This is a genomic window from Siphonobacter curvatus (assembly GCF_002943425.1).
In the GTDB taxonomy this organism is placed as follows: Bacteria; Bacteroidota; Bacteroidia; order Cytophagales; family Spirosomataceae; genus Siphonobacter; species Siphonobacter curvatus.
On sequence record NZ_PTRA01000002.1, the window covers coordinates 334,554 to 359,978 of the forward strand.

Annotated in this window: 17 protein-coding genes; 11 read left to right on the forward strand and 6 right to left on the reverse strand. The window is 46.9% G+C overall.

Translation table 11 applies throughout. The features are described from left to right. Positions 1 to 2 precede the first annotated feature (2 nt). The 6 genes from C5O19_RS16550 to C5O19_RS16575 all read left to right on the forward strand — a co-directional run bounded on the left by C5O19_RS16550 (position 3) and on the right by C5O19_RS16575 (position 12,771). Positions 3 to 1,631: a sodium:solute symporter gene (locus C5O19_RS16550; RefSeq protein WP_104714512.1), complete on the forward strand. Its 1,629-nt coding sequence runs from the start codon at positions 3 to 5 to the stop codon at positions 1,629 to 1,631. 202 nt (positions 1,632 to 1,833) lie between these two features. Then, positions 1,834 to 4,911, forward strand: a complete 3,078-nt coding sequence (locus tag C5O19_RS16555) for a SusC/RagA family TonB-linked outer membrane protein (RefSeq protein WP_243406423.1) — start codon at positions 1,834 to 1,836, stop codon at positions 4,909 to 4,911. Then, complete coding sequence (locus C5O19_RS16560; protein ID WP_104714514.1) at positions 4,911 to 6,419, forward strand: RagB/SusD family nutrient uptake outer membrane protein; 1,509 nt, start codon at positions 4,911 to 4,913, stop codon at positions 6,417 to 6,419. The genes C5O19_RS16555 and C5O19_RS16560 overlap by 1 nt, the downstream gene beginning before the upstream one ends. 336 nt (positions 6,420 to 6,755) lie before the next feature. Beyond that, on the forward strand, positions 6,756 to 9,104 hold the full coding sequence (locus C5O19_RS16565; RefSeq protein ID WP_104714515.1) for a glycoside hydrolase family 95 protein: 2,349 nt from the start codon (positions 6,756 to 6,758) through the stop codon (positions 9,102 to 9,104). A 4-nt stretch (positions 9,105 to 9,108) separates the two neighbouring features. Next, a complete protein-coding gene (locus C5O19_RS16570; RefSeq protein WP_108724066.1) occupies positions 9,109 to 12,084 on the forward strand; it encodes a CBM35 domain-containing protein in 2,976 nt (991 codons plus the stop codon). 246 nt (positions 12,085 to 12,330) lie between these two features. After that, entirely contained in the window at positions 12,331 to 12,771 is a 441-nt protein-coding gene (locus C5O19_RS16575; protein WP_104714516.1) for a DUF2141 domain-containing protein, read from the forward strand. Between the two features lie 76 nt (positions 12,772 to 12,847). Here C5O19_RS16575 and C5O19_RS16580 read toward each other — a convergent pair whose 3' ends face one another. Together C5O19_RS16580 and C5O19_RS16585 are read right to left on the reverse strand one after the other, a co-directional pair. Beyond that, positions 12,848 to 13,462, reverse strand: coding sequence for an outer membrane beta-barrel protein (locus C5O19_RS16580; RefSeq protein ID WP_165796043.1), 615 nt, complete (start codon positions 13,460 to 13,462; stop codon positions 12,848 to 12,850). A gap of 484 nt (positions 13,463 to 13,946) precedes the next feature. Beyond that, a complete protein-coding gene (locus tag C5O19_RS16585; protein WP_104714518.1) occupies positions 13,947 to 14,435 on the reverse strand; it encodes a MarR family winged helix-turn-helix transcriptional regulator in 489 nt (162 codons plus the stop codon). Between the two features lie 346 nt (positions 14,436 to 14,781). Between C5O19_RS16585 and C5O19_RS16590 the strand changes: the two genes are divergently transcribed. The 3 genes from C5O19_RS16590 to C5O19_RS16600 all read left to right on the forward strand — a co-directional run bounded on the left by C5O19_RS16590 (position 14,782) and on the right by C5O19_RS16600 (position 17,700). Next, positions 14,782 to 15,885, forward strand: coding sequence for a sensor histidine kinase (locus tag C5O19_RS16590; protein WP_104714519.1), 1,104 nt, complete (start codon positions 14,782 to 14,784; stop codon positions 15,883 to 15,885). A gap of 109 nt (positions 15,886 to 15,994) precedes the next feature. Then, complete coding sequence (locus C5O19_RS16595; protein WP_165796044.1) at positions 15,995 to 17,062, forward strand: sensor histidine kinase; 1,068 nt, start codon at positions 15,995 to 15,997, stop codon at positions 17,060 to 17,062. Between the two features lie 194 nt (positions 17,063 to 17,256). Further along, on the forward strand, positions 17,257 to 17,700 hold the full coding sequence (locus tag C5O19_RS16600) for a hypothetical protein (RefSeq protein WP_133163381.1): 444 nt from the start codon (positions 17,257 to 17,259) through the stop codon (positions 17,698 to 17,700). Positions 17,701 to 18,031: 331 nt separating this feature from the next. Here the strand turns inward: C5O19_RS16600 and C5O19_RS16605 are convergent, their stop codons facing one another. Further along, positions 18,032 to 20,449 carry a TonB-dependent receptor gene (locus C5O19_RS16605; RefSeq protein WP_104714522.1) on the reverse strand — a complete coding sequence of 806 codons (2,418 nt, stop codon included), beginning with the start codon at positions 20,447 to 20,449 and terminating at the stop codon, positions 18,032 to 18,034. Positions 20,450 to 20,670: 221 nt separating this feature from the next. On the opposite strand from C5O19_RS16605, the gene C5O19_RS16610 reads away from it, so the two are divergent. Next, positions 20,671 to 21,693: a sensor histidine kinase gene (locus C5O19_RS16610; RefSeq protein WP_165796045.1), complete on the forward strand. Its 1,023-nt coding sequence runs from the start codon at positions 20,671 to 20,673 to the stop codon at positions 21,691 to 21,693. A gap of 1 nt (position 21,694) precedes the next feature. Beyond that, positions 21,695 to 22,390: a LytR/AlgR family response regulator transcription factor gene (locus C5O19_RS16615; protein ID WP_104714524.1), complete on the forward strand. Its 696-nt coding sequence runs from the start codon at positions 21,695 to 21,697 to the stop codon at positions 22,388 to 22,390. Here the strand turns inward: C5O19_RS16615 and C5O19_RS16620 are convergent. The 3 genes from C5O19_RS16620 to C5O19_RS16630 form a co-directional block, all read right to left on the reverse strand. Next, positions 22,387 to 23,028, reverse strand: a complete 642-nt coding sequence (locus tag C5O19_RS16620) for an HAD hydrolase-like protein (protein ID WP_104714525.1) — start codon at positions 23,026 to 23,028, stop codon at positions 22,387 to 22,389. The two genes, C5O19_RS16615 and C5O19_RS16620, sit on opposite strands and share 4 nt — an antisense overlap. Positions 23,029 to 23,119: 91 nt before the next feature. After that, positions 23,120 to 24,016, reverse strand: a complete 897-nt coding sequence (locus tag C5O19_RS16625) for a pepsin/retropepsin-like aspartic protease family protein (protein WP_104714526.1) — start codon at positions 24,014 to 24,016, stop codon at positions 23,120 to 23,122. Between the two features lie 110 nt (positions 24,017 to 24,126). Further along, positions 24,127 to 25,401 carry a sialidase family protein gene (locus C5O19_RS16630; RefSeq protein WP_165796046.1) on the reverse strand — a complete coding sequence of 425 codons (1,275 nt, stop codon included), beginning with the start codon at positions 25,399 to 25,401 and terminating at the stop codon, positions 24,127 to 24,129. Positions 25,402 to 25,425 lie beyond the last annotated feature (24 nt).

A 25,425-nucleotide genomic window follows, 5' to 3' on the forward strand; every position in this document is an offset into this window, starting at 1 on the left:
CTATGATTCATCCTCTTGATAGTGTCATTAGCGGAAGTTACATTCTGGCTATTTTCGGGATTGGTCTGTGGACGGGACTCCGCCACCAGCAGCGAACGAAAGATGATGGAGCCGGAGCGTACTTTCTGGCCAGCAAATCGCTACGGTGGCCCATGATTGGTCTGGCGTTGTTCGCCTCAAATATTTCCTGCGTGCACTTGGTCAGTCTGGCTCAGAGTGGCTTTGATACGGGCCTGTTAAACGGAAACTTTGAATGGATGGCGTCCCTGGTGCTCATCCTGCTCGCTCTGTTTTTTGCTCCGTATTACATTCGCTCCGGGGTCACCACGCTTCCCGATTTTCTGGAACAACGCTACGACCGGGCCAGCCGCGATTGGCTGACCGGGGTGTCGATTGCTTCAGCGATTATCGTTCACATTTCTTTTTCGCTGTTAGCGGGCGGTATCGTATTGGAAACCTTGTTTGCCGTGGATATGTACACGGGTGTTATTGCCATTTCGGTAATTACGGCGATCTATACAATTGTGGGTGGACTTTCGGCTGTCGTCGTTACGGAATCGATTCAGACGATCGTCCTCGTAGTGGGAGCCCTGATTATCAGCGTGGCGGCTTATGACCAAATGGGGGGCTGGCAGGAGATGGAATCCGTACTGAAACAGACCCACCAACTCGAAAAACTATCCATGATGCGTCCGGCGGATGACGGTAGCGGCATGCCCTGGTACGCGGTGTTTCTCGGTTATCCGGTACTGGGCATCTGGTACTGGTGTGCGGACCAAACGATTGTTCAGCGGGTACTGGGAGCCAAGGATGAATACCACGCCCGAATGGGTCCTTTATTCTGCGGTTTTATCAAAATTCTGCCCGTTTTTATTTTCGTGCTGCCTGGACTTTTTGCTTATACCTTAGCCCAAACGGGTAGACTAGACCTCTCAGTCTTGAAAAATCCGGCTTCAGGTGAAATCCACACCAAGGGCATCTATACGCTAATGATTACCCAACTATTGCCAACCGGCCTGATCGGGATTCTGGTGGCGGCTCTGTTGTCCGGACTCATGAGTCAGATTTCCGGGGCTCTCAACTCCATTTCTACCCTGGTCAGTTATGATCTGTACCAACGCTACCGGCCTGATACTACGGATCGTCAATTGATACGCGTAGGAAAGATTTCGGCGGGTTTGGCTCTGCTGGTTTCACTACTGATTTTACCCTTACTAAATCGCTACGAAAGTATCTTCAATGGCCTCAACGATATCATCGCTCACCTGGCTCCCCCCATCACCTGCGTTTTCCTATTGGGGATTTTCTGGAAAAAAGCATCGGCTATTTCCGCTAAAATAACCTTGTGGTTTGGGTCCGCTCTGGGCTTTGTTGTATTTGTTCTCGCGAAACTGGCCCCGCAAAGCATCATCGGTAATGTACCCTTTTTGATGGTAGCGTTTTATTTGTTTTGCTTTTGTGTGATGCTTCAGGTTGTTCTCAGTAAAACCTTTCCGGATGCCGCTCCTTCCCGGCTTCAGTTGCTGTATTGGAAAACTACATCGGACCTGCCCGCGGCTTGGGGTAGCTATCAATGGTTGTCGCTCCTATTGGGCTGCGTCATGGGGCTACTGTTTTGGTGGTTTCGTTAAGAATGGAATGCCAGTAAGATTAGTAATCCATCCCAATTGATAATCGTATTATCTATCTCTTTACCAGATTTATCCATTTTAATGGATTTTCCGCTTCTCTACTTTTGCTTCAAAATAGTACGATTCAATGAAAATATTGACGTTATAAAAGCATGAGCTGGTTCCGAGTCATTTCACAAAACAAGGCCTCAAAATCAAACCTATGAGCAAACAAAACTTTACTTTCCTCCGATGGCGATTGCTCATCGTGATGTGCTGCCTGTGTTGGGTAGCTACAGGTTACGTATCCGCTATCGCCTTGCCCATTACTGGCAGGGTTACCTCGACGAAACAGGAACCCGTACCCGGTGTCTCCATCATCGTTAAAGGAACCACCCAGGGAACCGTAACTGACGCCGAGGGACGGTATTCCCTTACGGTTCCCGATGGTCAGGCGGTACTCGTCTTTTCCTTTATTGGGTACGAAACGCTGGAACAACCCGTCAACGGTCGCAGTGTACTGGACGTGACTCTAAAAGAAAGTCAGCAGGAACTCAATGAAGTCGTAGTCGTGGGTTACGGTACGCAGAAAAAAGTGAACGTAACCGGAGCTGTAGCCACCGTCAACGGCGATGAGCTCATCAAACGACCCATCACTAACCCCACGGCCATGCTTCAGGGAACCATGCCGGGAGTCCAGATTGTACAGGGACGGGGAGAACCGGGTAACGAAGGTGTTTCGGTACGTATACGCGGAACCGGTACTTTTAGTGGGGCCGGATCCGATCCGCTGGTTTTGATTGACGGAGTGCAGGGTAATTTATCCGATCTCAACCCGAACAATATTGAAAATGTGTCCGTACTGAAAGATGCTGCTTCGGCTTCCATCTACGGGGCCCGGGCCGCTAACGGCGTCATTCTGGTGACGACAAAGAAAGGCAGCGACGGCAAGTTGAATGTGCAGTACAGCGGGAATTACGGGATCAATAAAGCCACCAAGTTGTTTGATCTGATCACGAATTCGGCGGAGTACATGGAGCTGTACAACGAAGCCCGGATCAATTCGGGTCTGACTTCAGGACTGTATTCGCAGCAACAAATTGATGAGTACCGGAATGCGACGGACCGTCGTCTGTACCCCAACACCGACTGGCTGGGCCTGCTGTTCCGGACGGCTCCCACCCACATGCACGATCTGACTTTCAGCGGCGGTCGGGGTGGTACGCATTACAATGCCTCCATCGGGTACGTAAATCAGAAGGGAATTATGCGGGGCTTCGACTACGAGAAGTACAACGCCCGACTCAACCTCAGTTCCGAAATCAATTCGCGAATCAAATTTGGGGCCAACCTTGCTCTCAAGTCTGGTAAAACGGAATCGCCCGTATTTGGCTCCGAGGATATGTTTTTATCGGCGATGTCGCAGGCTCCTACCTATGCTCCGCAGCTAGCGGATGGGAGTGGACATTTCACGTATAAAGCCTACGATTTCGAGTACAATAACAAAAATCCCATGGCCCTGCTGGCCGGACGCATCAATCGGGATAAGCTGGACTATTCGGCGAATACTCAGGGCTGGTTTGAAGTAAACCTGGCGAAGGGTCTGACCTGGTACGCCAAGGGTGCGGTGAATGCAGATTTCTACAAAACCAAATCGTTTAAACCTCCCTTGCAGCTTTACAATTTCCGTACGAATGAATTCATGGCGACCCTTGATTTAGGCGGCGGATTGGAAGTGAACGACGAGCAGAATATCTATACGAACCTGTTTTCGTACCTGGATTATGCCCATACCTTCGGGGATAGTCATGACTTCAAACTCCAGGTAGGGTACAGTACCGAACGCAATACCTTTCAGTACCTCAACGGAACCCGTCGGAATTTTCCCACCGATATTTTACAGGAGCTGGACGCCGGCAGTCCCTCCATTCAGTACGCCAACGGCTCGCAGTACCAATGGGCCATTCGCTCGTTCTTCGGTCGACTCAATTACAATTTTAAAGAGCGGTACTTGTTGGAAGCCAATATGCGGTACGATGGAACCTCGCGACTCAGCTCGGCTTCCCGTTGGGGGATCTTCCCGTCGTTTTCGGCGGGTTGGCGACTGTCGGAAGAAGATTTTGTGAAAAATATGAATCTCAACTGGCTCACCAACGCCAAGGTACGGGGATCTTGGGGGCAATTAGGTAACCAGAACATTGGGAACTATCCCTATCAGGCCATTCTGAGCTTTACCGGGAACTATTCCTTTGATGACTCCAACCTTTCTTCGGGCGTGGCTCAGACGAATCTATCCAATGCTAACATCAAATGGGAAACGACGACGATTGCCGACGTAGGCCTTGATCTGACGTTATTTAAAGGACTGAACGTAACGGCGGATTGGTACCGCAAAACTACTTCGGACATTCTGAGAAGTTCGCAGGTAACGGGTGTCGTAGGATTAGGGGCACCGACCATCAACAATGGAACCTTGCAAAATACGGGTATGGAACTGGCGATTTCGTACAACCACCTGGTTTCAAACGGAGCTTTGGCAGGCCTGAACTACACCATAGGCGGTAATCTCGAGCATTACAAAAACAAGCTCGTAAAATTTGGTCAGCGGGAAATTGATGGCTACCGGATTCGCGAAGAAGGCCGTGAGTACAATACCTACTACATGCTGGAAATGGTCGGAATCTTTCAGTCTACGGAAGAAATTAACGCCGCTCCGAAGCAGTATAACGATGCCACCGTACCCGGAGATATCCGCTACCGCGACGCTAACGGCGATGGCAAAATCAATGACGATGACCGCGTGGTGATGTCGGGCAATTATCCGGGCCTGAACTACGCCTTCAATCTGTCGGCCAACTGGAAGGGATTCGATTTTTCAACGCTGTTTCAGGGCGTAAATAATATTCGATTTTTCGTAGATAACTGGGGCACGGTTCCGTTCGTACAGGGTTCACCGCCGACGGTCGACTGGCGAAATCGCTGGACACCTGAGAACCCGTCGACAACCATGCCCCGCATTTATTGGGGTTGGGGTGCCCCCGACCGTATTCGCCGGGCTTCTTCCTACTTTCTGCAGGACGCGTCGTATCTCCGACTTAAGAATCTGACGTTCGGCTATACCATTCCTCAAACCGTACTGAAGAAAATGGGTATGAATAACCTGCGGGTGTATTTCTCGGGTGACAATCTACTCACGTTTACGAAGTATCCCGGACTTGATCCCGAACGCGGGGGCAGTGGCAGTTTCGTTCAGTATCCTCAAAATAAGGTTTTCTCCTTCGGGCTAAACATAAAATTATAATGAAACGGCAAACCCTATCCTTGTGGGTATTACTGGCTCTCAGTTCGTGTACTCAATCGCTGGATTTAAATCCTTTGGATCAGATTTCATCGGCTACCTTCTGGAAAACCAAGGGTGATTTTGATAAAGCCTTAACGGCCAATTATGCCTCTCTACAGGCCGATCCCTGGGCGGTGGAGTTACCCGTCTGGAACTGCCTGACCGACGATGGTTTTGCTCAGCATAATTCGGGCAGTGCCAAGGAAATTACCTCGGGCAGTATCAGCCCCTCTACGGGTGGTTACGTATCGGGGGTATACAGTGAAAGCTACAAAGCCATTGCCCGGGCCAATATTTTCCTGTCACAGTTGGCGGGCTACGGCAATTCGGATATTACCGAAACGGATCGCAAACGCTACGAAGCCGAAGTGCGGTTTTTGCGGGCTTTCTACTACTTTCAATTGTATCATTTGTATGGCGATGTTCCCTTAGTACTGGAGCCGCTGACTCTGGAAACCCAAAATCAGCCGAAAGTACCCGCTGCTGATATTCTCAAGCAAATACTGGCTGATCTGGATTATGCCATTGCCAATCTGAGTACGAGCCCGTACCCGCAAAACGGGGGGCACGCGGCGGTTTCGTCCGCTCAGGCATTCAAGGCCCGGGTGCTCATCTTTGCGGCCTATGGCGATACCGGTACGCCTGACCCCACCCTTTTGACGCAGGTACGGGAGTTGAGTACGCAAGTAAAAACGCTGTATACGCTCAGTCCAAAGTTTGAAGACCTTTTTCGGGATGCGGGTCAGAAGAACAATCCGGAGATCATTTTTTCGATCAACTTTCTGGCTCCCAACAATACCCGCCCCTGGGATATGTACTACGGAGATTGGCTGGTGGCCAGCCCTTTACAAAATTTCGTGGATGCTTTTGAGTGTACCGATGGACTTCCCTACGGCGTATCACCGTTGACGGATAAAAAAGAACCCTTCAAAAACCGGGATTCGCGGCTGGCGAAAACGGTCTTTATTGATCATCCGGATTTCGGGGGTGGTCGGGTACATATCCCCTCCAACAGTCGACCTACGGGATATGGGGTTATGAAATTCCTGGCTCCCGAAAATATTCCGTACGGCTTTTCGACGCTAAGTCAGCAGAATGCAGTCGTACTTCGGCTGGCGGAAGTGCTGCTCATGTACGCCGAAGCCCAGAACGAACTCGCCGGGCCGGATGCATCCGTGTATGAAGCAATCAATGCCGTCCGTCAGCGTTCGGCGATGCCAGCCCTGCCTACCGGTCTAACTAAAGCCCAGATGCGGGAACGAATCCGTCACGAGCGACGCATCGAGTTGGCTTTTGAGGGCTTACGATATTACGATCTCAAACGCTGGCACATCGCGGGTCAGGTCCTGAATAATGTCAAGGACAGCTTTGTACCCTACAAATTTGAAGACAAGTTTTACAAGTGGCCCATTCCCCAAGCCGAAATTGATAAAAGTGGTGGGGTGTTGAAGCAGAATGAAAATTACTAAGGATTTATTCGGATCATTAACGGTACAATAGGTGCGTTTTCGTCCTGCAGAGATGGCTGATCTTTTCGTCCAGATGGAAGGACAGTGTTCGGATTTACACCATCGTTAAAGACAGCTATTACTATTGAACACCTTATGGATGGAAGATGAAAACTCCTCCCGCCTGTCAGCATAAAATGCTGACAGGCTACCAGTCTTCGTATTGAAGGGATGAAATCCGGTCTGGTTCATACAGCATCATTCAGACAAAAGGCTATCCCTACACGATGAGTTCTAACCTTCAACAGCAAACTGACACCTCTAGTCCTTTACCTGATAACCTCGAAAGAAAGACGCATGAAGAAAAGCCTATTCCTGGTTACCCTGTTGTATAGTCTGCATACCGCCTTCGGCCAAGCTCAACCCACGCCCTTACGCCTCTGGTATCAGCAACCCGCCCGGCAATGGGAGGAAACCCTGCCTCTGGGAAATGGTCGGTTAGGGATGATGACGGACGGCGGCGTATTTAAAGAAACCCTGGTACTCAATGATATTACACTCTGGTCGGGTGGTCGGCAGGATGCCAATAATTACGAGGCTCATCAAAGTCTGCCCAAGATTAGAGAGCTACTGTTAGCCGGAAAAAATGACGAAGCCCAGACGCTGGTCAATCAGAATTTCGTGGCCAAAGGGGCCGGATCGGGTAGGGGGGATGGAGCCAATGTACCCTTTGGCTGCTATCAGGTGCTGGGCAATCTGCACCTGCAATTTTCCTATCCGGGGGTTGATACCGCGAAGGTCGTTCCCGAAAACTATCAGCGAAGCTTATCTCTGAATGAAGCCGTGGCTCGCACCCAGTATACGCTCAAGGGTGTTATGTATAGCCGGGAGTATTTTACCAGTTTTGGTGATGATGTGGGAATGATCCGGCTTTCGGCCAATCGCCCCGGACAACTGTACTGTCGAGTACAACTAGACCGGCCGGAACGTTTCAAAACCGTAGTAAAAAATCAGTCACTCGAAATGACGGGTCAGCTTAACAATGGTACGGACGGAAAGGGAATGCGATACCTGGCTCAAATCAAGCCACGGATCAAAGGCGGTAAACTTACTGTATCCAGTAATGAGCTGATCATTACAGCCGCCGACGAAATCATTCTGTATTTTTCCGCCGGTACGGATTTCAAGGATCAGGCATTTGAACAAATAACTCCTCGCGTATTGGAAGCGGCTCTAAAAAAACCGTATGCTAGTCAAAAACAAACCCACGTTAGTCATTTTCAGAAGCTGTTTAACCGAGCTTCCCTGAGTTTAGGCGAATCCAAAGCTGAGCTTTTACCGACGGATCAACGGCTTTTGGCCTTCCAGAAAGACCCGGCTTCAGATAAGGCTCTGGCCGCTCTGTTCTTTCAATTCGGACGTTACCTCAGCATCAGCAGTACGCGGGTGGGGCTGTTGCCGCCCAACCTGCAAGGTTTATGGGCCAACCAGATTCAGACCCCCTGGAATGGCGATTATCACCTGGATGTCAACGTGCAAATGAATCACTGGCCGGTGGAAGTAGCTAATTTGTCGGAACTAAACCTGCCCCTGGCCGAGCTGGTTAAAGGGCTTGTGGAACCCGGACAAAAAACCGCCAAAGCTTATTACAATGCCAAAGGCTGGGTAGCTCACGTTATTACCAACGTTTGGGGATTTACCGAGCCGGGCGAGGAGGCTTCTTGGGGCGTTTGTAATGCGGGTTCAGGCTGGCTGTGCAACAATTTGTGGGAACATTACGCCTTTACGCTCGATCAAAAGTATCTGCAGGAAATCTATCCGGTACTGAAAGGAGCCGCAGAATTTTATCAGAGTTCCTTGATTAAAGATCCAGTGACGGGCTGGCTGGTTACGGCTCCTTCCGTATCACCGGAAAACTCTTTCTACCTGCCAAACGGTAAAACCGCCGCCATTTGCATGGGCCCGACTATTAACAACCAGATGACCCGGGAGCTGTTCTCGAATGTCATTACGGCCAGCGAGCAGTTAGGTACGGATGAAACCTTTCGAAAAACACTACAGCAAAGCTTGAACGAATTGCCGCCGCCCGGTATGGTAGGCAAGGACGGCCGATTGATGGAATGGTTACAGTCGTACAAGGAAGTGGATCTGCAACATCGGCACATTTCCCATTTGTACGGATTATATCCAGCCGACTGTATCACGCCGGAACAGACGCCTGAACTGGCTACAGCCGCTGCAAAAACCCTTGAGGTACGCGGGGATGATAGTCCAGGCTGGTCGAAAGCGTATAAGCTGCTGTTCTGGGCTCGGTTGCAGGAGGGCAATCGCTCTTTAAAGCTCCTGCAGGAACTACTCGTACCGACTACCGCGGTAAACATTAACTACGGAGCCGGGGGTGGCATTTATCCTAATCTGCTTTCGGCAGGCCCGCCGTTTCAGATCGACGGGAACTTTGGTGGTACAGCCGGGATCGCGGAAATGCTGATTCAAAGTCACGCGGGTTATATTCACATTTTACCAGCTCTGCCCGAAGCCTGGAAAGATTCCGGCGAAGTAAAAGGATTGAAGGCTCGGGGTAATTTTACCGTGGATTTCCGGTGGGAAAAGGGTCGCGTGAGTGATTACCGGATTACTTCTCCCGAACCTAGAACCGTTACGGTACTGGTGAATGGCGAGAAAAAGCAAGTAACCTCAAACCGCTAAACCTATGATACGTACTTTTATCGCACGCCAGTCCTTTGCACTTTGGGGGCTCGGACTTATACTAGGTTCAATTCCTTGCTTTTCACAGAGCGTGGAAGTGGAGTCGGGTACCCTGGATGGTGGAGCGGGCATTCAGAATTGTGAATCCTGCTCGGGTCAGCAAATGGTCGGCAATCTGGGAACGGGATCGGTGATTGTACCCGTTCAGGTCACGAATGCCGGAACCTACCGGATGACGCTTTCCTACGCAACGGGCGACCAGCGTACCATCAATGTCACCCCGAATCAGCAAGCGTTTGTACCCATTACCTGCCCAGCCTCCGGCGGCTGGTCCACTGTAGCCACGATTGACCTCCGTGTTACCTTGCAGGCGGGTAACAACCTGATTAGTTTCGATAATCCCTACGGATACGGTCCTAACGTAGATAAGTTTGAACTTTCGCCGCTGCCGACGCCGCTCGTTCAAATCATTCCATTCGGTATAAATAGCCGGATTGAATACGATCTGGCAAATGGCACCTACGACGTTTATTTTACCAATACCAAAGTAGTGGCGGAGGCCTCGGCCCGGGCACATTCGAATGCGGTATATCGAAGTAATGCCGGATACACCAGCCGTACCTACACCTCAGCCCCCGTCACGGATCGATTCGGTACGGGAACTCGACACGTAATAACGTTGAGCGGTGGCAGTCAGCTGGAGATGCAGCAGGTATTTTATACGTATCCTAGCAGGGATGAATTTTATACGGAGGTCCTACTCAATGGTCCGGGTTCAAATTGCTACCAGATGAGTCCGCTGACTTCAAATGCCGTAGATATTCAGTCGAATGCGGATCACCGGGCCTTGTTTGTACCCTTTGACAATGACAAATGGGTGCGATACGAAGCCAAGGAACATCGCTACGCTAATTTTACTTCTTCGGAAGTTGGAACCCTGTACGATAATACGAGCCGAAAAGGTCTGATTGTGGGCTCGGTAGAACACGAAGTCTGGAAAACAGGAATCAATCTGGCCGGGGAGGGCCGAACGCAGACTTCTTACGTATCCGTACTCGCGGGCTGGACCAATGAAAATGTAACCCGCGACAAACGGGGACACGGTTGGGTAAGCGTAGGGCAGCAAAGTTGCCGATCACCCCGCATCCTGGTCAACTACGCCAACGATTGGCGGCAGGGCTTGGAAGTATACGGTCAGGCCAACGCCATTGCCGAGCCACGGTACGTGTTTAACTGGACGCAGGCGACACCCATGGGTTGGAACAGTTGGGGGGCGATTCAGTCGGATCTGAATTTGACGAAGGCTAAACAAGTGGTAGATTTTTTCGCGAATGAAGTGCCCGTCTTCCGAAATGCGGATCAAACGCTGTATGTAGACTTGGACTCGTACTGGGACAATCTGACGCCGGGGGGCATGACGGGCGACTTTAGCCAGCTAACCGAATTTGCGAATTATTGTAAGTCGAAAGGCTTGAAACCCGGCATCTACTGGGCTCCCTTTGTCGATTGGGGTAAGTTTAATCGAACCATGGAAGGGAGTTCGTACAATTATCAGGATTGCTGGACCAAAGTCAATGGTCAACCCCTGGATTTAGACGGAGCCTATGCCCTGGACCCGACCCATCCGGGGACCAAAGCTCGAATTGCCTATCTGATTAACAAGTTCAAGGCCAGTGGTTTTGAAATGATTAAAATCGATTTTCTGGCCCACGCTTCGCTGGAAGCCGACAGCTTTTACGAACCTGGCGTTTATACGGGAATGCAGGCGTATAAGGTTGGAATGGAGTATCTGATCGATCAATTGGATGGTTCCATGCTGGTTTACGCTGCAATTTCGCCGAACATAGCTACGGGTCGTTACGTCCACATGCGACGCATTGCCTGTGATGCCTACAAAGGCATCAGCGAAACGGCTTATACGCTAAACAGTACCACCTACGGTTGGTGGCAAAACCAAATGTATTCCTTCATTGACGCGGACCATGTAGTATTTGCCAACGAAAGCGAGGGAGAAAATCGGGCACGGCTGGCTTCAGCTTTAGTAACGGGCACGCTGATTACTGGCGATGATTACGCCAGCGATGGTGTCTGGAAAACCCGTTCGCAGGAGCTTTTGCAAAATTCGGACTTACTGCAGATAATTAATGACGGAAAAGCATTTCGTCCGGTAGAAGGTAATACGGGCTGGGATCCCAATGCTTTATTTGTTAAAAGTATGGGAAACAGTCATTATGTAGCCGTTTTCAATTACGGTGCCGAGGCAAAATCTTTTACCATTGATCTGGCCCGTGTCGGGTTGAATGCCCAGCAGGCGAATCAAATGAAAGATTTATTTAGTGGAAGTAATCTTCCCTCGAATACTACCGCGGGTAGTATAACACTAAATGTTCCAGCCGCAGATGTTCGATTGATTCAGTTACGGGAGTCTGCCTTACCCGTTACACTGGTGAATGTGGAGGCGAAGAAAGTAAACCGTACGACTCGGTTGAACTGGAAAACCACGGCCGAGGTGAACAATCGGGAATTTATTATCGAACGCAGTCTTGATGCGAAAGCATTCAAGCCCATTGGTACGGTAGCCGGAGCTGGTTCTTCGACCAAATCCATCGCCTATCAATTTACCGATACTACGCCGACCTTGAATCAAACCAATTATTACCGACTCAAGCAGGTGGATCTTGACCAAACCTTTGCCTACTCTAAAACCCTTGCCGTACGTTTTGCCGATCAGGATTCGCTGACGCTTTTTCCTAATCCAACGCATGGCCCGTTGACGGTTAAAGTACCCCGCACGTTGGTGGGTGAACTCAGACTGGAAATTACGAAAAATGATGGCACGCCCGTATTGGTGAAAAAATACACATCGGTTGCGGACAGAAGTATCCAGATAAATGTCGCACCACTTAATGTGGGAGTATATACGCTTTCACTCGAAGATACCGAGGGCAATCGCAGGCAAGCCCGATTGATCAGAAACTAATCGCGTAAAATTCTAACATCGCCGATGGAGAGCTAAGGTCTTTTCATCGGCGATGTTAATAAAGAAGCTTCATTATGGTAAGGGGTGCTACTTCGGCAAAATAATAGAAGATTTAACGGTTAAATAGGGGATATATCTACCCGATGACTAGCTTGGTTTAATTTTTATAAGAAAGTTCTAAAGTAGTTGTACAAGCTTATTAATAGTTAACTCAAATCCGTACATGATTGCTGCTTAATCGTTTTTATGAAACATGCACATCTCTGGCTGAAAACGTTGTTGGTAGTAGGCTCCACCAGCTTCCTCGCCACTCAGGCCCAAACAGTACAGCTTACGATTACGAACCTGAAATCGACCGATGGGCAGATTCTAGTTGCGGTGTTTAAAGACCAGCAGGGCTTTAAAGTTGAAAAGCCGGTTTCGCGGCATCGCTTTCCCAAGTCCTCGCTAACGAACGGAACCTTAAAGGTATCGCTAGATTTACCGCCGGGCACCTACGGCCTAGCCTTAGTTGATGACGCCAATAAAAATGGTAAAATGGATAAAAACATGCTTGGGATACCCAAAGAAGGGGTAGCCTTTTCTAATTTCTATCTCTCGGGTATGAGCAAGCCTACGTTCAATGACTTCAAATTTGAAGTAAAAGGTGCTCCGTTAAGCCTTGACTGCAAAATGCGAAATTTCTGAACCCTAAGTAGAGTAGGAGATACAAAAAAGCGGATAGCAGGTACATACCTGCTATCCGCTTTGGTTAAGGAAGAAATTATTGGTTCGTTCTTGGGAAACCAAAGGTCAAACCCACATTCACCGCCCAGAGTCGGTTAGGGTTTTGCCAGTTGATATTGTTGGCTGAACCGATGGTCGTACTGCCATCTTTGTTGCCGAACAAGAGATGATAACTTCCTTCAGCAAACACGCCGATCCCGCCAAAAGACAAAGCAACGCCTGCCTTCGGGGCTGCTCCAAAACGGGTATCTTTCTGTTTAGCCACTTGTTCTCCCTGAAAATCAACCTTCACCGTTCTCAAATAGGCTCCGGCTTCCACGCCTAGATAGGGACGAATGAATCCATCCGTCAGATAATATTCAAACATACCGGTTAAGGGCACAATGGATCCTTTGTTTCTGAGGTTAACACCCAGGGACTGGTGTTCGTCGTAAGCCAATCCCAAGTATTTAGCCGAGACGCCTAGAGCTACTCTGGGACTAAAATACATTTTCGCAGCTACCCCTACGCCGGGTTTTACCTTGGCATCATCGAGGGTCGAAGTAACCCCAGTACCATGAATGGTGAATGCTACTTGAGCAGTGGATTTCTGACTCAGATTCAAAAAAAACAAGCTGAACAAGGTGCAATAGATAATTTGTCGGGTTTTCATGGATTTGATAAGTTGATGAAATAAATCACAGGGTGTCAGGTGGATTAGGCCAAAAGGTAACTTCATTTTTGGTCAGGTTTTCTGAAAGCTAAGTGGTAGAAAAAATCGGCCCATGGATCACTTTCCCAAAAACGGGTAACCGTAACCGACTTCGTCTTCTTCTTTCCACATCGTTCTGCCTGCGACACGGAAGACGCTTTGTGCTTTCGCTCTATTTTCATGAGGGTTAAAAGGTCTTGTACATCCTTATTAGGAGATATATCTCCTAATAAGGATGTACAAGATTTTCATAAGGAATGATTCAAGCATTACACATGAGTACTGAACCAGCACTGATTATACTAAGGAACTGCAAAAATAGCATTCCAATTAGTAGATATATCCCCAATTATAAAAAATCGACCATCAGTAGCTATAAGTAGTAGTAGTTCGAGAATAAGTCTGCTAAAGGGGTGGAAAGCGAGAAGAAGTATGATGTTTACGCTTATTCAGCTAATTGACGTTCGTAAAGAGCGTGCATCTTTTTAAGTATTTGATTCAGCTGATCAAGTTCGTCCGGGTTTAATTCTTCAGTTAGAAAATCGTCGAACCGGCTGGCTGTACGAAAAGCCATTTCCACGACTAATTTACCTTTATCGGTGAGCCTGATCAGTTTTTTTCGTTTATCCGCAGCATCCGCCAGGGTTTGCACATAGCCATCCCGTTCTAAAACCTGCAGGGAGCGTCGCACGCTGGATTTATCCCGTTTGATGAGCGTAGCAATATCCTGCTGAGATAAAAGGGAATCGCCGGCCAAATGGACAATAGCCAGTACCGGCACTTGATCAAACTGAAAAGTAAATCCTCGTCTGATATACTCACGGTCCAGTAGTCTAACCATAAGCATATTTACCATATTAAACGAAATGGCAACCGAATTAACTAAATGCGATTCTATATTTGCAATGATTATATCCTCTGTATTCTTTTTCATAGAAGCGGACTTGTTTCTTCAAAATTAATAGAATGTAGTATGGTTTTCTGCTCAAAGGTTACTGGTTAGTGCTTGAGTATTTATAAAAAGAATCGTTCTTGGATAAAAGGTCAAGAGATATAAAATACTATAAATGATGTTTTATAATTGTGTTTATGTTAAATAGTTATGAATGAATAATGACCTTTAATTCTAAAGAATAGTTACTCTCCCACCCTCATGTACTAGGAAAGAAAACGTAACGAAAGTGTAAAAGGGTACACCTTATAATCTGCAAAATGACTTGGTTGAACGCTACTTGGAATCTTGGTTTTAACACTTCATTATATATTATCAGCTCGAAGTAATGAATAATACGCTTCTTTCTCTCCTAAAAAATAATTTGTTCTTTAAAGATAATTCCGTTCGTGAACTCATCAAACCCGGACTGATTTTCTCTTTTCTGTTGATCAATGGATACATCTTGACGGCACGTATCATGGAAGGTCAATGGAAAATGAATCCGGTGAATTTAGTTCTTTCACAATTTTTTCTGTCTGTGATGTGTAGTTCAGTATGGTTATCCATTATAGCCATTCTGCACGAACCCAAAATCCCGAAACAATGGCAGAAAATCGTCTTGAGTTTTATAAGTAGTGGCTTAATTTCAGTTCTTTTCTATTACTCATTTCACTTCATAGCTGAAGACTATCCATTAAAACCCTTAACTACTTATCCATTTTATTGGGTTTTATTTCGATTATTTAATCGTGGCTTAGCCATTTGTCTATTCTTTTATCCCCTAGCCTACTTTTACGTCAAACAAAAAGAGCTGATGGATTCAAAGTTACAGATTGAAGCCGTAAAAAGTGCACAATTAACCGATCAAATTAAGTTATTACAACAGCAAATGACTCCTCACTTTTTATTCAATTCACTGAATGTATTAAAGTCGGGTAATCATGATAAGTGGACAAAAAAATACATTGTAGAATTGAGTAAAACCATTCGTCATCAACTCTATAATACTAGTCACAAACATAACTTGATCAGTGTGACACAGGAATTGCAGCTTGTTGAATCGTATATCTACCTCTTAAAGGAACGTTTTGATGGGGCTTTGGAAGTATCCATTCAAGTGAGCGAGCAGGGTAAACAATCTAAATTTCCACCTTATACTTTACAAACCTTAGTAGAAAATGCACTAAACTATAATTTAATGTTAATGGATAAACCTTTGTACATTGAAGTATTTGACGAACAGGATTGTCTGGTGGTAAGGAATAATTATCAACCCCGGCAGGATATAGATACGATCCAGCAAACGGCCTTTCAGGTTGCCTTCAATAATATCCAGGAACGCTACCAATTACTAACGGACCGTTTGATGGTAATTATTCGACACAACAATAGTTTTATCGTTAAAGCCCCATTGATCGTCGAATCGTTGGTGCCAGAAGACGTAAGCTGATGCAGGCGGGATATAGACTGAAAGTTCAAAGCAAAATTTTACAGGAGTATCATTAATGAGTAATGTTATGGGAAACGTTCTGTTTTCTTCCTTCAGAGAGAACAAATACATGAAAGATGGTTCAGTTCGTGAACTTATAAAACCGGGGTTTATTTTCTGCTTTATTTTGATTTATGCCTATGTACTTCCCTTACGTCTCCCGCATGAATGGCAACAGGATCCAATTAATCTATTAACTTCCCAGTTTTTTCTTCTTTTGATGTGTTGTTCAGGTTGGGTAGCCATTCTGTACATACTTCACGAGCCCAGTCTTCCTCAAAGCTGGCAAAAAATCTCAGCTAGTATTGTAGCGTGTGTGCTGATTTCCATTGGGTTTCACTACGCCTTTCATTCATTCGGAGAGTTGTATACAGCTAAACCTCTGGAGCAATACCCCTTATCATGGGCTTTACTACGATTGTCGATTCGGGGTTTGATGATCGTATCTTTGCTTTTTCCGTTCGCTTTTTTTTATGTAAAACGCCGAGAGGTGATGTTATCCCTGGTTCATATAGAAAAAGTAAAAAATGAACAATTAGCCGATCAACTCCTGCTATTACAGCAACAAATGACACCGCATTTTTTATATCATTCTTTACATGTACTGGATTCAGGTAATACCGATGATTGGACCAAAAGATACATCGCAGAATTAAACAAGGTAGTTAGTTATCAAATTTCCGAAGGTGTAGAAGAAAGCCTGATTTTATTAGAGGATGAATTACAGTTTGTCGAGTCCTATATTTATATTTTGCAGGAACGATTTGAAGGTTCTCTACAGGTATCATTTAATGTAAGTACGCAAGCTAAACAAGCTAAAGTTCCTCCCTATACTTTACAAACCTTGGTAGAAAATGCGATCAAGCATAACAGTATGTCTACTAGTAAACCCCTATCGATTGAAATTTTTGACGAACAACAATATATTGTAGTAAGAAATAACTATCAGCCTAAAGTAAATTTTGAAGATCATGCTCAGACCGCTTCTGGTATTGGATTGAAAAATATTCAGGAACGGTACCAGTTATTAGCGAATCAATCAATTATGGTAATTCAACAGGAAAATGAATTTATTGCCAAAGCACCTTTACTGATAGATATAGGGCATCTTGAGTATAGAGACACTAACAAAGTCTAGTGTCTCTATACTCAAGATGCCCTACTCTATGGAGTTGAATCGATAAGTAGAGTACTTACTTTTTTTGGAGTACTTATTTTTATAGGAAATATGAATGTCACAGATTATACAAAACTTCTATTCTTAACCTCTTTTATTTAGCTTTTCCAACGTTTGTTTAAGTATCGGGGTCTTATCCACAAATCTCAATGGCTATGAAATATCTTCTTGTATTAGGATTCGTACTAAACCTGATCGCTTGTAAAAAAACACCTTCTTCCCCCAGGCCACTGGATTGCGATGCTTCGCAGGCGTATACGACTTCGGTTGAAGAAGGATCTCGCCGATTGCTAGGTACCTGGCGATTAAAGACCATTAAAGGTGGATTTGTAAAGCACGATACAATACCCAACCAAGTAGTTCATTTCTTTGCCAACTACACATGCCAGGTTACTGCTCAAGGCCGTACTTCTCCTCGAATGCCTTATCAGGTTTCTATAGTGGATCGCCCCCTTCAATTGGCGGTTACGGATAGTGTCGAAACTTCGTACTCGCGAAAATTGGGAAAATCCAGGATGTATATCTGTGAGGAGGAACTCATCCTGGACTACGGCCGGGAAGTAGATGCCCAGGCTTACATCTACACCCGACAACCCTAATCCTGCATCGTTCTGAGATTTCGATCCTTCAGAACCTACTTCGGAAAAATCTTTCTGTTTAATTCTCGCGGGCCTGAAAAGGGCCTGACAAATTGTCTTTCAAGGGTTTTAAGTGTTCCACGGGCTAAAAACCATATGATATTGACTGATTTTACATTTCTTAAACGTCCATTCAAGAAATGTAAATCAATTGAGTAGAAGCTTAGTTTTCAATGCTTTAAAAGAATTCAGTAGTAAAGATGATGGATTGACGAGAATCGTGTAGAACAAGACTGAGCTGGGAGGAATAGTGAATACTTAAATCTCATGAAAGATCGTAAAGTGTATCCGCTTAGTTAACCCGTCCTTTTTCCTCCTGGGCAGCATCACTATACGAGCGATTTCGGGTTTGTTTGCCGAAACGATACGCAAAGGCCAGACCTATCCGACGCGTGTCGGTTCGACTGGTCCGAAACTCCGTAGCCCCTCCTAGGCTGCCGGTTTGTTCACGCTGCACCCAGCTTCGCAGCCAGTCTTCCACCATCAGATTGATACTCCCTTTATTGGACCAAAGTGACTTTTGAATTCCGGCGTTGATTCGATACAGGGATTGACTCCTGCGTTGACCATTGATACTGGGACCCGTGTAACTCATGGTGCATTCTGCTCGCCAGGTTTTACCCAGCTTCAATTGATTCGTTACGTTGATACGACCCGTTAGCAATCGTGCGTCCAGGGCTTGTCCGTACACTTCAGTCGGTAAAATGGCCAGATGTACGAACCCGCCGGATGCCGTGAACGTCCAAATGGGAAAGGGATTATAGGAGGCATAAGCTGAAAGTGAAAGGAGTCTGCCGTTGGCAATGTTTCCGGGACGTGTAATAAAAACATCTCCCACGGCCTGAGTTGTTTGAAAAATGATATTACGGAACTGGTTATACTGAACACTCAGGCCCCAAATGGTATTGTGTTGATACTTAAGCTCGAATTGCTGAGGGTAAGCGGGTAAAAGCTGGGGATTTCCTGAGGTATAAGTATAGTTGTCCAGATAAAACAGGAAGGGATTTAGTTGGTGATAATTCGGTCGGTTAATCCGGCGACTGGCACTCAGCGTTAGCGATCGCGTACCCGTGCTATCGAGTTTATAACTTAGAAAAATGCTGGGAAACACATTGGTGTATTGTCGGGAAAAACTGGTTTGAGGTACTTCCGGATTTTCCCGCTGTTCTCCCTTCAGCCAAGTTTGTTCAAGCCGCAGCCCTGCCTGGGCCTGCCAGCGTTTTCCATTTTTACGAGCATTAATATACGCCGAACGAATCGATTCCTCATAGACGAAATGATTGGACTGGCGGTAATTGGGGATCAATTCATTGTCCACCCGTTGATAGTACCGCGAGTCAAGATCGTTAGTTACATAACTCCATTTTAAACCTGCTTCCAGTGTACCACCGCTCGCGAACGGACGGGTAAAATCCGTTTTAGCCGTACTAATTAGTAGTGAGGAAGGGAGATCATACCTAAATCGCTGGTCAGTTATTAACACTTCATGGGGGGCATAACTTTGATTTTGCAGGAACTGTGTGCTTCGATTACTATACGACCAGTGCGTAAGGTCAACGGTCCATTCCTGCCCTTTCCGGTCAAATTCCCGCTGTAAGTGCAGGGTGAGGCCACGATTATTCCGTTGCGAATGAGCATCAATCGAGCCGCGTCCGGTGGAGTCAAGCTCTGGGGCAAAACGCTTACTGAGGTAGGATAACCCTTCCCGTTTGGGGGCGTGCGTATAATCCAGCTCCAGACTGAGCGAAGTTTTTTTCGTAAATGCGTACTCGATTTCCAGTTTACCCGTCAGGCTATGACCGCTGAGCCAGGAGCGATTCATCAGATTGACAAAAGCCTTCGACTGACCGGATGCTTCAGTAAAGGTTCGGTCCACTTGTTCACGGGTTTGATTGCCATCCTTACTATGAGAAAGCAGCCCGGATAGTCGTAATTTTTGCTGGGTATACTGAAGCGATATACTCTGGTTCGTCCGACTTTCCCAACCCTGACTGTAATTGGTACTCAGGCTACCATTTAGGCCCTGCAATCGTTCTTTCTTGCGTTTGATATTCAGTAAAGCACTACCGGCAGCATCGTATTTAGTGGAGGGATTCGTCATCAGTTCCAGTCGGTCGAGGGAGGAAGCGGGTAACGACCGTAGATAATCGGCCAGATCGCGTCCAGACAAATACGTCGGCTTCCCGTCCATGAGTACGGTGACACTGCTCATGCCATTCAAGCGGATCGTACCGTCCGTTTCCACTGTAATTCCTGGTACCTTTTCTAGCGTTTCCAGCACGTGGCTGGTCGCACTACTCAGTAGATTCTCGACGTTTACAATCGTTTTATCCAGATCGTGTTCAATCAACGGACGTTTACCCGTAATCTTTACTTCCTTTAAGTCCGTATTCTTTGAAGGCTGAAGCTTAATGACCGAAAGATTCCAGGGGTTGCGATTCAGGGAAAAGGATGAACTGGTGTAGCTTTCGTAGCCTAAAGCGGTCACCTGTACCTGATAAGTTTCCTTCGCCAGCCGATGTAACTCAAAATGTCCGGTACTATCGGCAACTACCCCTTGCAGTACTTTTGTATGTTTCAAAAGTAGAATCGTTGCTCCGGGAATGGGGCGAGCCTGTTCATCCTGAATCCTGCCCTGTAAGGTATAGGTGGAATCCTGAGCCCAGACGAACAGTGGCAAAAAGACGAGTACGGTCAGTAAGAGTTTCATAACAGACGAGAGAATTGTTTCGTCGGCGAAAGTGCAGTGACTCGATCGGTAGCCCTAATGATCCGGATGGAGGGCATAAGGAGACGGACAGAATGAGCATTTCAGAGGTTAAACCCATTCGTCCGCTTTTAAACATTATTGGTAAGGAAAGGCAGCCTGTTCAACCGGAAAGTTTTCAAGCCTATGGTCGATCCCTTAGTTTTCGGCAAAACTTAAGTATAATGAAACCAACAAGCTCTATAAACCTTTTTCAGACGAGTCGGATTCTGCATCTGTTGATCGCGGCGGCGGTCGTTTTCGTCGTCTATTTCCTGTTAGAACCGTATTTCGAACGGGTCCTGGCGGGTAAGCACGAAGACCAGGTTGCGCTACTGGCGGGCGTGTACTTTGTGGGGGGGATCTACCTCGGTCGGACCTTTTCACAGCTTTTGACGGTCAACAAAACCCGCATTCCTAATCGACAATTAATCATTCTGCTTATTCTAATTCTCTTTTGTTGTATTGCTTTATTACTTATTAATACCTTACCCTCTTTCTTGAATCTCGTTATCTTCATCACACCCTTTACAGCTTTAAGCATTCTGGTGGGTATGTTTGTCAAGCATATTCGTACAGCCATCAGTTTACAGTTGAAGGATGCTCAGGTATCGGCGGAACAAAGTCAGAGTGAGTTGCAATTGTTACAGTCCCAGTTAAGTCCACACTTCTTGTTCAATACGCTTAACAATCTATACGGATTGTCGTTGACCGATCACGAGAAAGTCCCGCCCCTGCTGTTAAAACTTTCGGATCTTTTACGCTATTCTGTCTACGAAACCAAAGCCCTATGGGTGCCCTTGGTCGATGAACTTTCGTATCTGGATAACTACATTGCCTTTGAAAAAATCAGGTTGGGAAATCGGCTTAACTTGCGGGTACAGTGGGAAAGTATTCATGATCCTAGCGTGCAAATTGCCCCGATGTTGTTGATTGTGTTTGTTGAAAATGCGTTCAAACATTCTAAAAACACGGTTGAATCGAAGATTACCATTGAAATTGAACTGAAACTCTGGGCCGATTCCATTTTGTTTTCCGTTCGAAATTCGTACGAGAAACTAGAAGCTCAGACGCTCAATAAAAACAGTGGCCTGGGTTTGGAGAATGCCCGGAAACGGTTAGAACTTTTATACCCTGAAGAACATACCTTAACGATTGACGCCCAGCCGACGTTTTATCAGGTACTTTTACAGTTAAAGAAGAAGTAACATGGTACCCTGCCTGATTGTAGATGACGAACCGATTGCCCGGCAAATCATCGAGACGTATTGTAGTCATTTACCCCAGCTTCGGGTCGTGGCCAGTTGTGGTAATGCTCTGGAAGCCAAGGCGATCCTGCAACAGCAAGCCGTATCGATTCTGTTTCTCGACATCAACATGCCCGTGCTGGATGGCATTGCCTTTCTGAAAACCCTTCGCCAGCCCCCGCAGGTCATTTTTACGACGGCCTACAAAGAATACGCCGTAGACGCCTTCGATCTGGCCGCCTGTGATTATCTGTTAAAACCCTTTTCACTGGAACGTTTCATCGTAGCCGTTGATAAAGCTCTGGCCGCTTTACGGCCTACGCCCGTAGCTCTGCCTGACAAGTCGGAAAGCTTTGTTTTTCTTAAATCCGAGGGCCGTATCTACAAACTCCTACACGAAGAGATTCTCTTTGCCGAAGCCAGTGGAAATAATACGAAGATTGTAACTCCGAAGCAGATGATTCTACCAGCGATGACGTTTACGCGGGTGGAAGAACTTTTGCCAGGTACGGTATTTCTGCGGGTACATCGTTCCTTTTTAGTCAACAAGTCCAAGATCTCACATATTGAAGGAAATCGCATTTTCCTGGAGGGCTACGAGATTCCGATTGGAGCCAATTACCGCGAGCAGTTTCTCCGGGAGGTGGGCTTAGCTTAAGGTTGCGGTACACCTAGCACTTTCTGTAACAAATCCGTGGAGGTATGAAACAGCGTAACGTCAGGGTGCGAAGCTAGTACGTCCGCCCGGGTATACCCCCAGGCGACGCCTCCAAAGGCCGTAGCTACCTGACGAGCGGCCTCTAAATCCCGAAGTTCATCTCCGATGCAGAGGGTTTCGTGGGCTAGAACACCGTTTCGCTTCATGGCTTTGGTAAACTTTCTTCGCTTCCCAAACAGGGATGCACCGCATCCGTAATAGGAAATGAGCGAAGCACAGGCTGGCCCCAGTACGCGGCGTATATTGGCTTCACTATTGGAACTGACGATGGCTAACCGAACGCCTTGTTCGGCAAGTTGGTGTAACACAACTGGAATGCCTTCAAACAGCTGAATTTGATCAATGTCACGGGCCATGAGCCGGATAAACGATCGGGCAATCAGTGGCATTTTCCAGGCGGGTAGCTTGGCTCGTTTCATCATTTGTCGGGCATCCATACCCCGTAAGTGATCCACGTCTTCGGGTTGAATGACGGGAAACTTATAGGTAAGAGCCAACGTATTTACCGTACGCAGGAAGTACGGAAAGGAATTGGCCAGGGTACCGTCAAAATCAAAAATGACCAGTTTATAAGGCATGGGGCAGTCGTTTCAGGTGATTACAAAGATAATAGCGTCACCGATGGTAATCCTGTGGGTAATGAGTGAATCAGCTAATCTGCCAGTGAGGTTACGTTGTACTAAATGGAGCTTTTTGTAAACGGTTCGGCTTCACGTACACATACCCTCCGGCAACGTCAATGATCCAATTGAATCGTTTCAGCACATCACCGCCCAATACACTGATTTTTTGTCTGCCAATCGCTCCCTCAAAAAAGCTGACCGGAACCTGCTGGAGCTTAGCCTTTCCCAGCAAAAAAGCCGACAGGCTGGATTTCTTGGTCTTTAAACGATTGCCGTACGAATCCTTCAACTCCTGGCCACTGATGACGGGTAAATGTTGAATCTGAGGGTGCTGAGCCACCCAGGCATCATCCAGTAACAGGCTACCCGCATACCCCGAATGCATGAGAAAAGAATGACGCAGCGTGTCCGTTCCGATAACCAGTCCACCCTCCAGATAAAGCATATCCTGCTGGAACTTCAGATCAAGTTTCTCGTATCCCCGCATGGTTTTGGGGAGATGCTGATGAATGACAAGGTCTTTCTCGTCAAAATTGATCTCAACCACCCGGCCCGCGAAAAAATCAAGGCCAAATTTTCCATCGGTACCGGGCCCCGAATATTTGTTTTCCCAAATGGAAACCTGTTGATAAGTTAGATTGCCCAATTGCAACGTGTTGTTTGGACTATACCGGGAAGTGTTCCCTTCGCCACCCCAGCTTTTGACCGTATCAGTTCGGGCAAATTTCAGACTTCGCACGTTTCGCGTAGCGTCTTCCGTAAGTGTGAGTCCACTCGATGCCGTGTGGAACATAAGCTGTAAAGTATCGATCCGATTGATTAGAACCTGTACCGAAAGGTTATTGGCGGGTGTCAGTTGAAAGGGGATGCGGATCGGCTTCTCTTGACTCCAGGATTTTAAACAAACCAAGAAAAGAAAACTGAGCAGGCTGAATGGTTTCATGCAGATGGGAGCGATACGTACGGGAATTGAAAGTACGGAAAATAGATCAACTAGCCATAAAAAAGACCAGCCTTATGCAGACTGGTCTTTTTTATGCGTAACATAAGTATTTACAAAGACTCCTTCGTGAGTTGAATGGAATTTTTCCCTTGGGGCGTCGCCACTTCACTAGCGATCAGAAGTTGGTTGTTGCCCACCATCAAACCACTCGGATTCATGGTACTGGCGGTTTCATTGAGCCATTTTGTATCAGAAACGGCAGTGCCTTTAACCGTCCGGTACGCAATGCTTTTACCGGCACCATCCTGTTTGTTCTGGTCCCAGAGTAAAACCCCGCCGTCTTTCGAACCCACCAAGGCGGCATTTTTAGCCGATGGATCGGTAATAACGAGCAGTTTTTTGCCTTCGGTCGTTACCAGACGAAGACCGGGTTCATTCTTACCCGCCGAAAACCACGATACTAGTCCGCTCTTACCTGAACGTACGGAAACGGCACCTGAATGCGGGCAACCATTGATTTGCCAGTTATCATCGTGCAGAATCTCGGATTGCGAAAACGTTTTGCCATTGTCTTTGGAAATTAGTCGAGCAATGTCACGAATGTTATCACGGTTATCGCGGTAATATACGTTAAGCTTGCCATCGGTATCCGTTAGCAAACTAATTGGGCAGCAATCGCAGGGGGTAGGGTCCAGCAATTGTTCCGGTTCAAAGCGATCTCCTTTCGATACGACCAGGCGTAAGTCACGCTCTTCGTGTTTGGTACTGCCGATCACGTCTTTCAGATAAGCAACTGCTACTTCACCATTGGCCATAACCGTAGCGTCGAAAAAGCCCCGCAGAGCAGGTACATCTACATCCTGGTACACGGGCTGAGGTGTAGACCAGCTTTTGCCGGCGTTCTTAGAAAACGTATACACTACCTGCATAGCTTTCCGGTCCCCCATATTGGGACGACCTCCGCCGCCGGCTGGCCGGGCACCATGACCTTCGTGGCCACCGCCTTGTGGAGCAGCGGCCGGGGCGGCTGTTGCCACCATCGGTTTGGCCGTCATTTTAGGATTATAGGTGAAAACGGCTACCCATGTTCCGTCTCCTTTAAAGATAAGTTTGGGCCGCATCAACTGACCTGTACCAATGCCGGGTGCTGAAAAGATCAGTTGCTTGTCGGAAAAATGCTGACCCTGATCGGTAGACGTTGCAAAGTAGTAGCCCACTACACTTTGGTTGTCCTTCTCGGTCCAAGATAAAATCACATCCCCTTTGGGTGTTTTAGTCAGGAGTGGAAGTCCGTATACTTTAGTCGTATCACTAAACAAGGGATGGGCCGCGAAGGCTCCTAGGCTCAAGCACCAGAGCAAGAGAAAATACGTAAGACGTATCATAATCGGATAAAGTTTAGATATCAT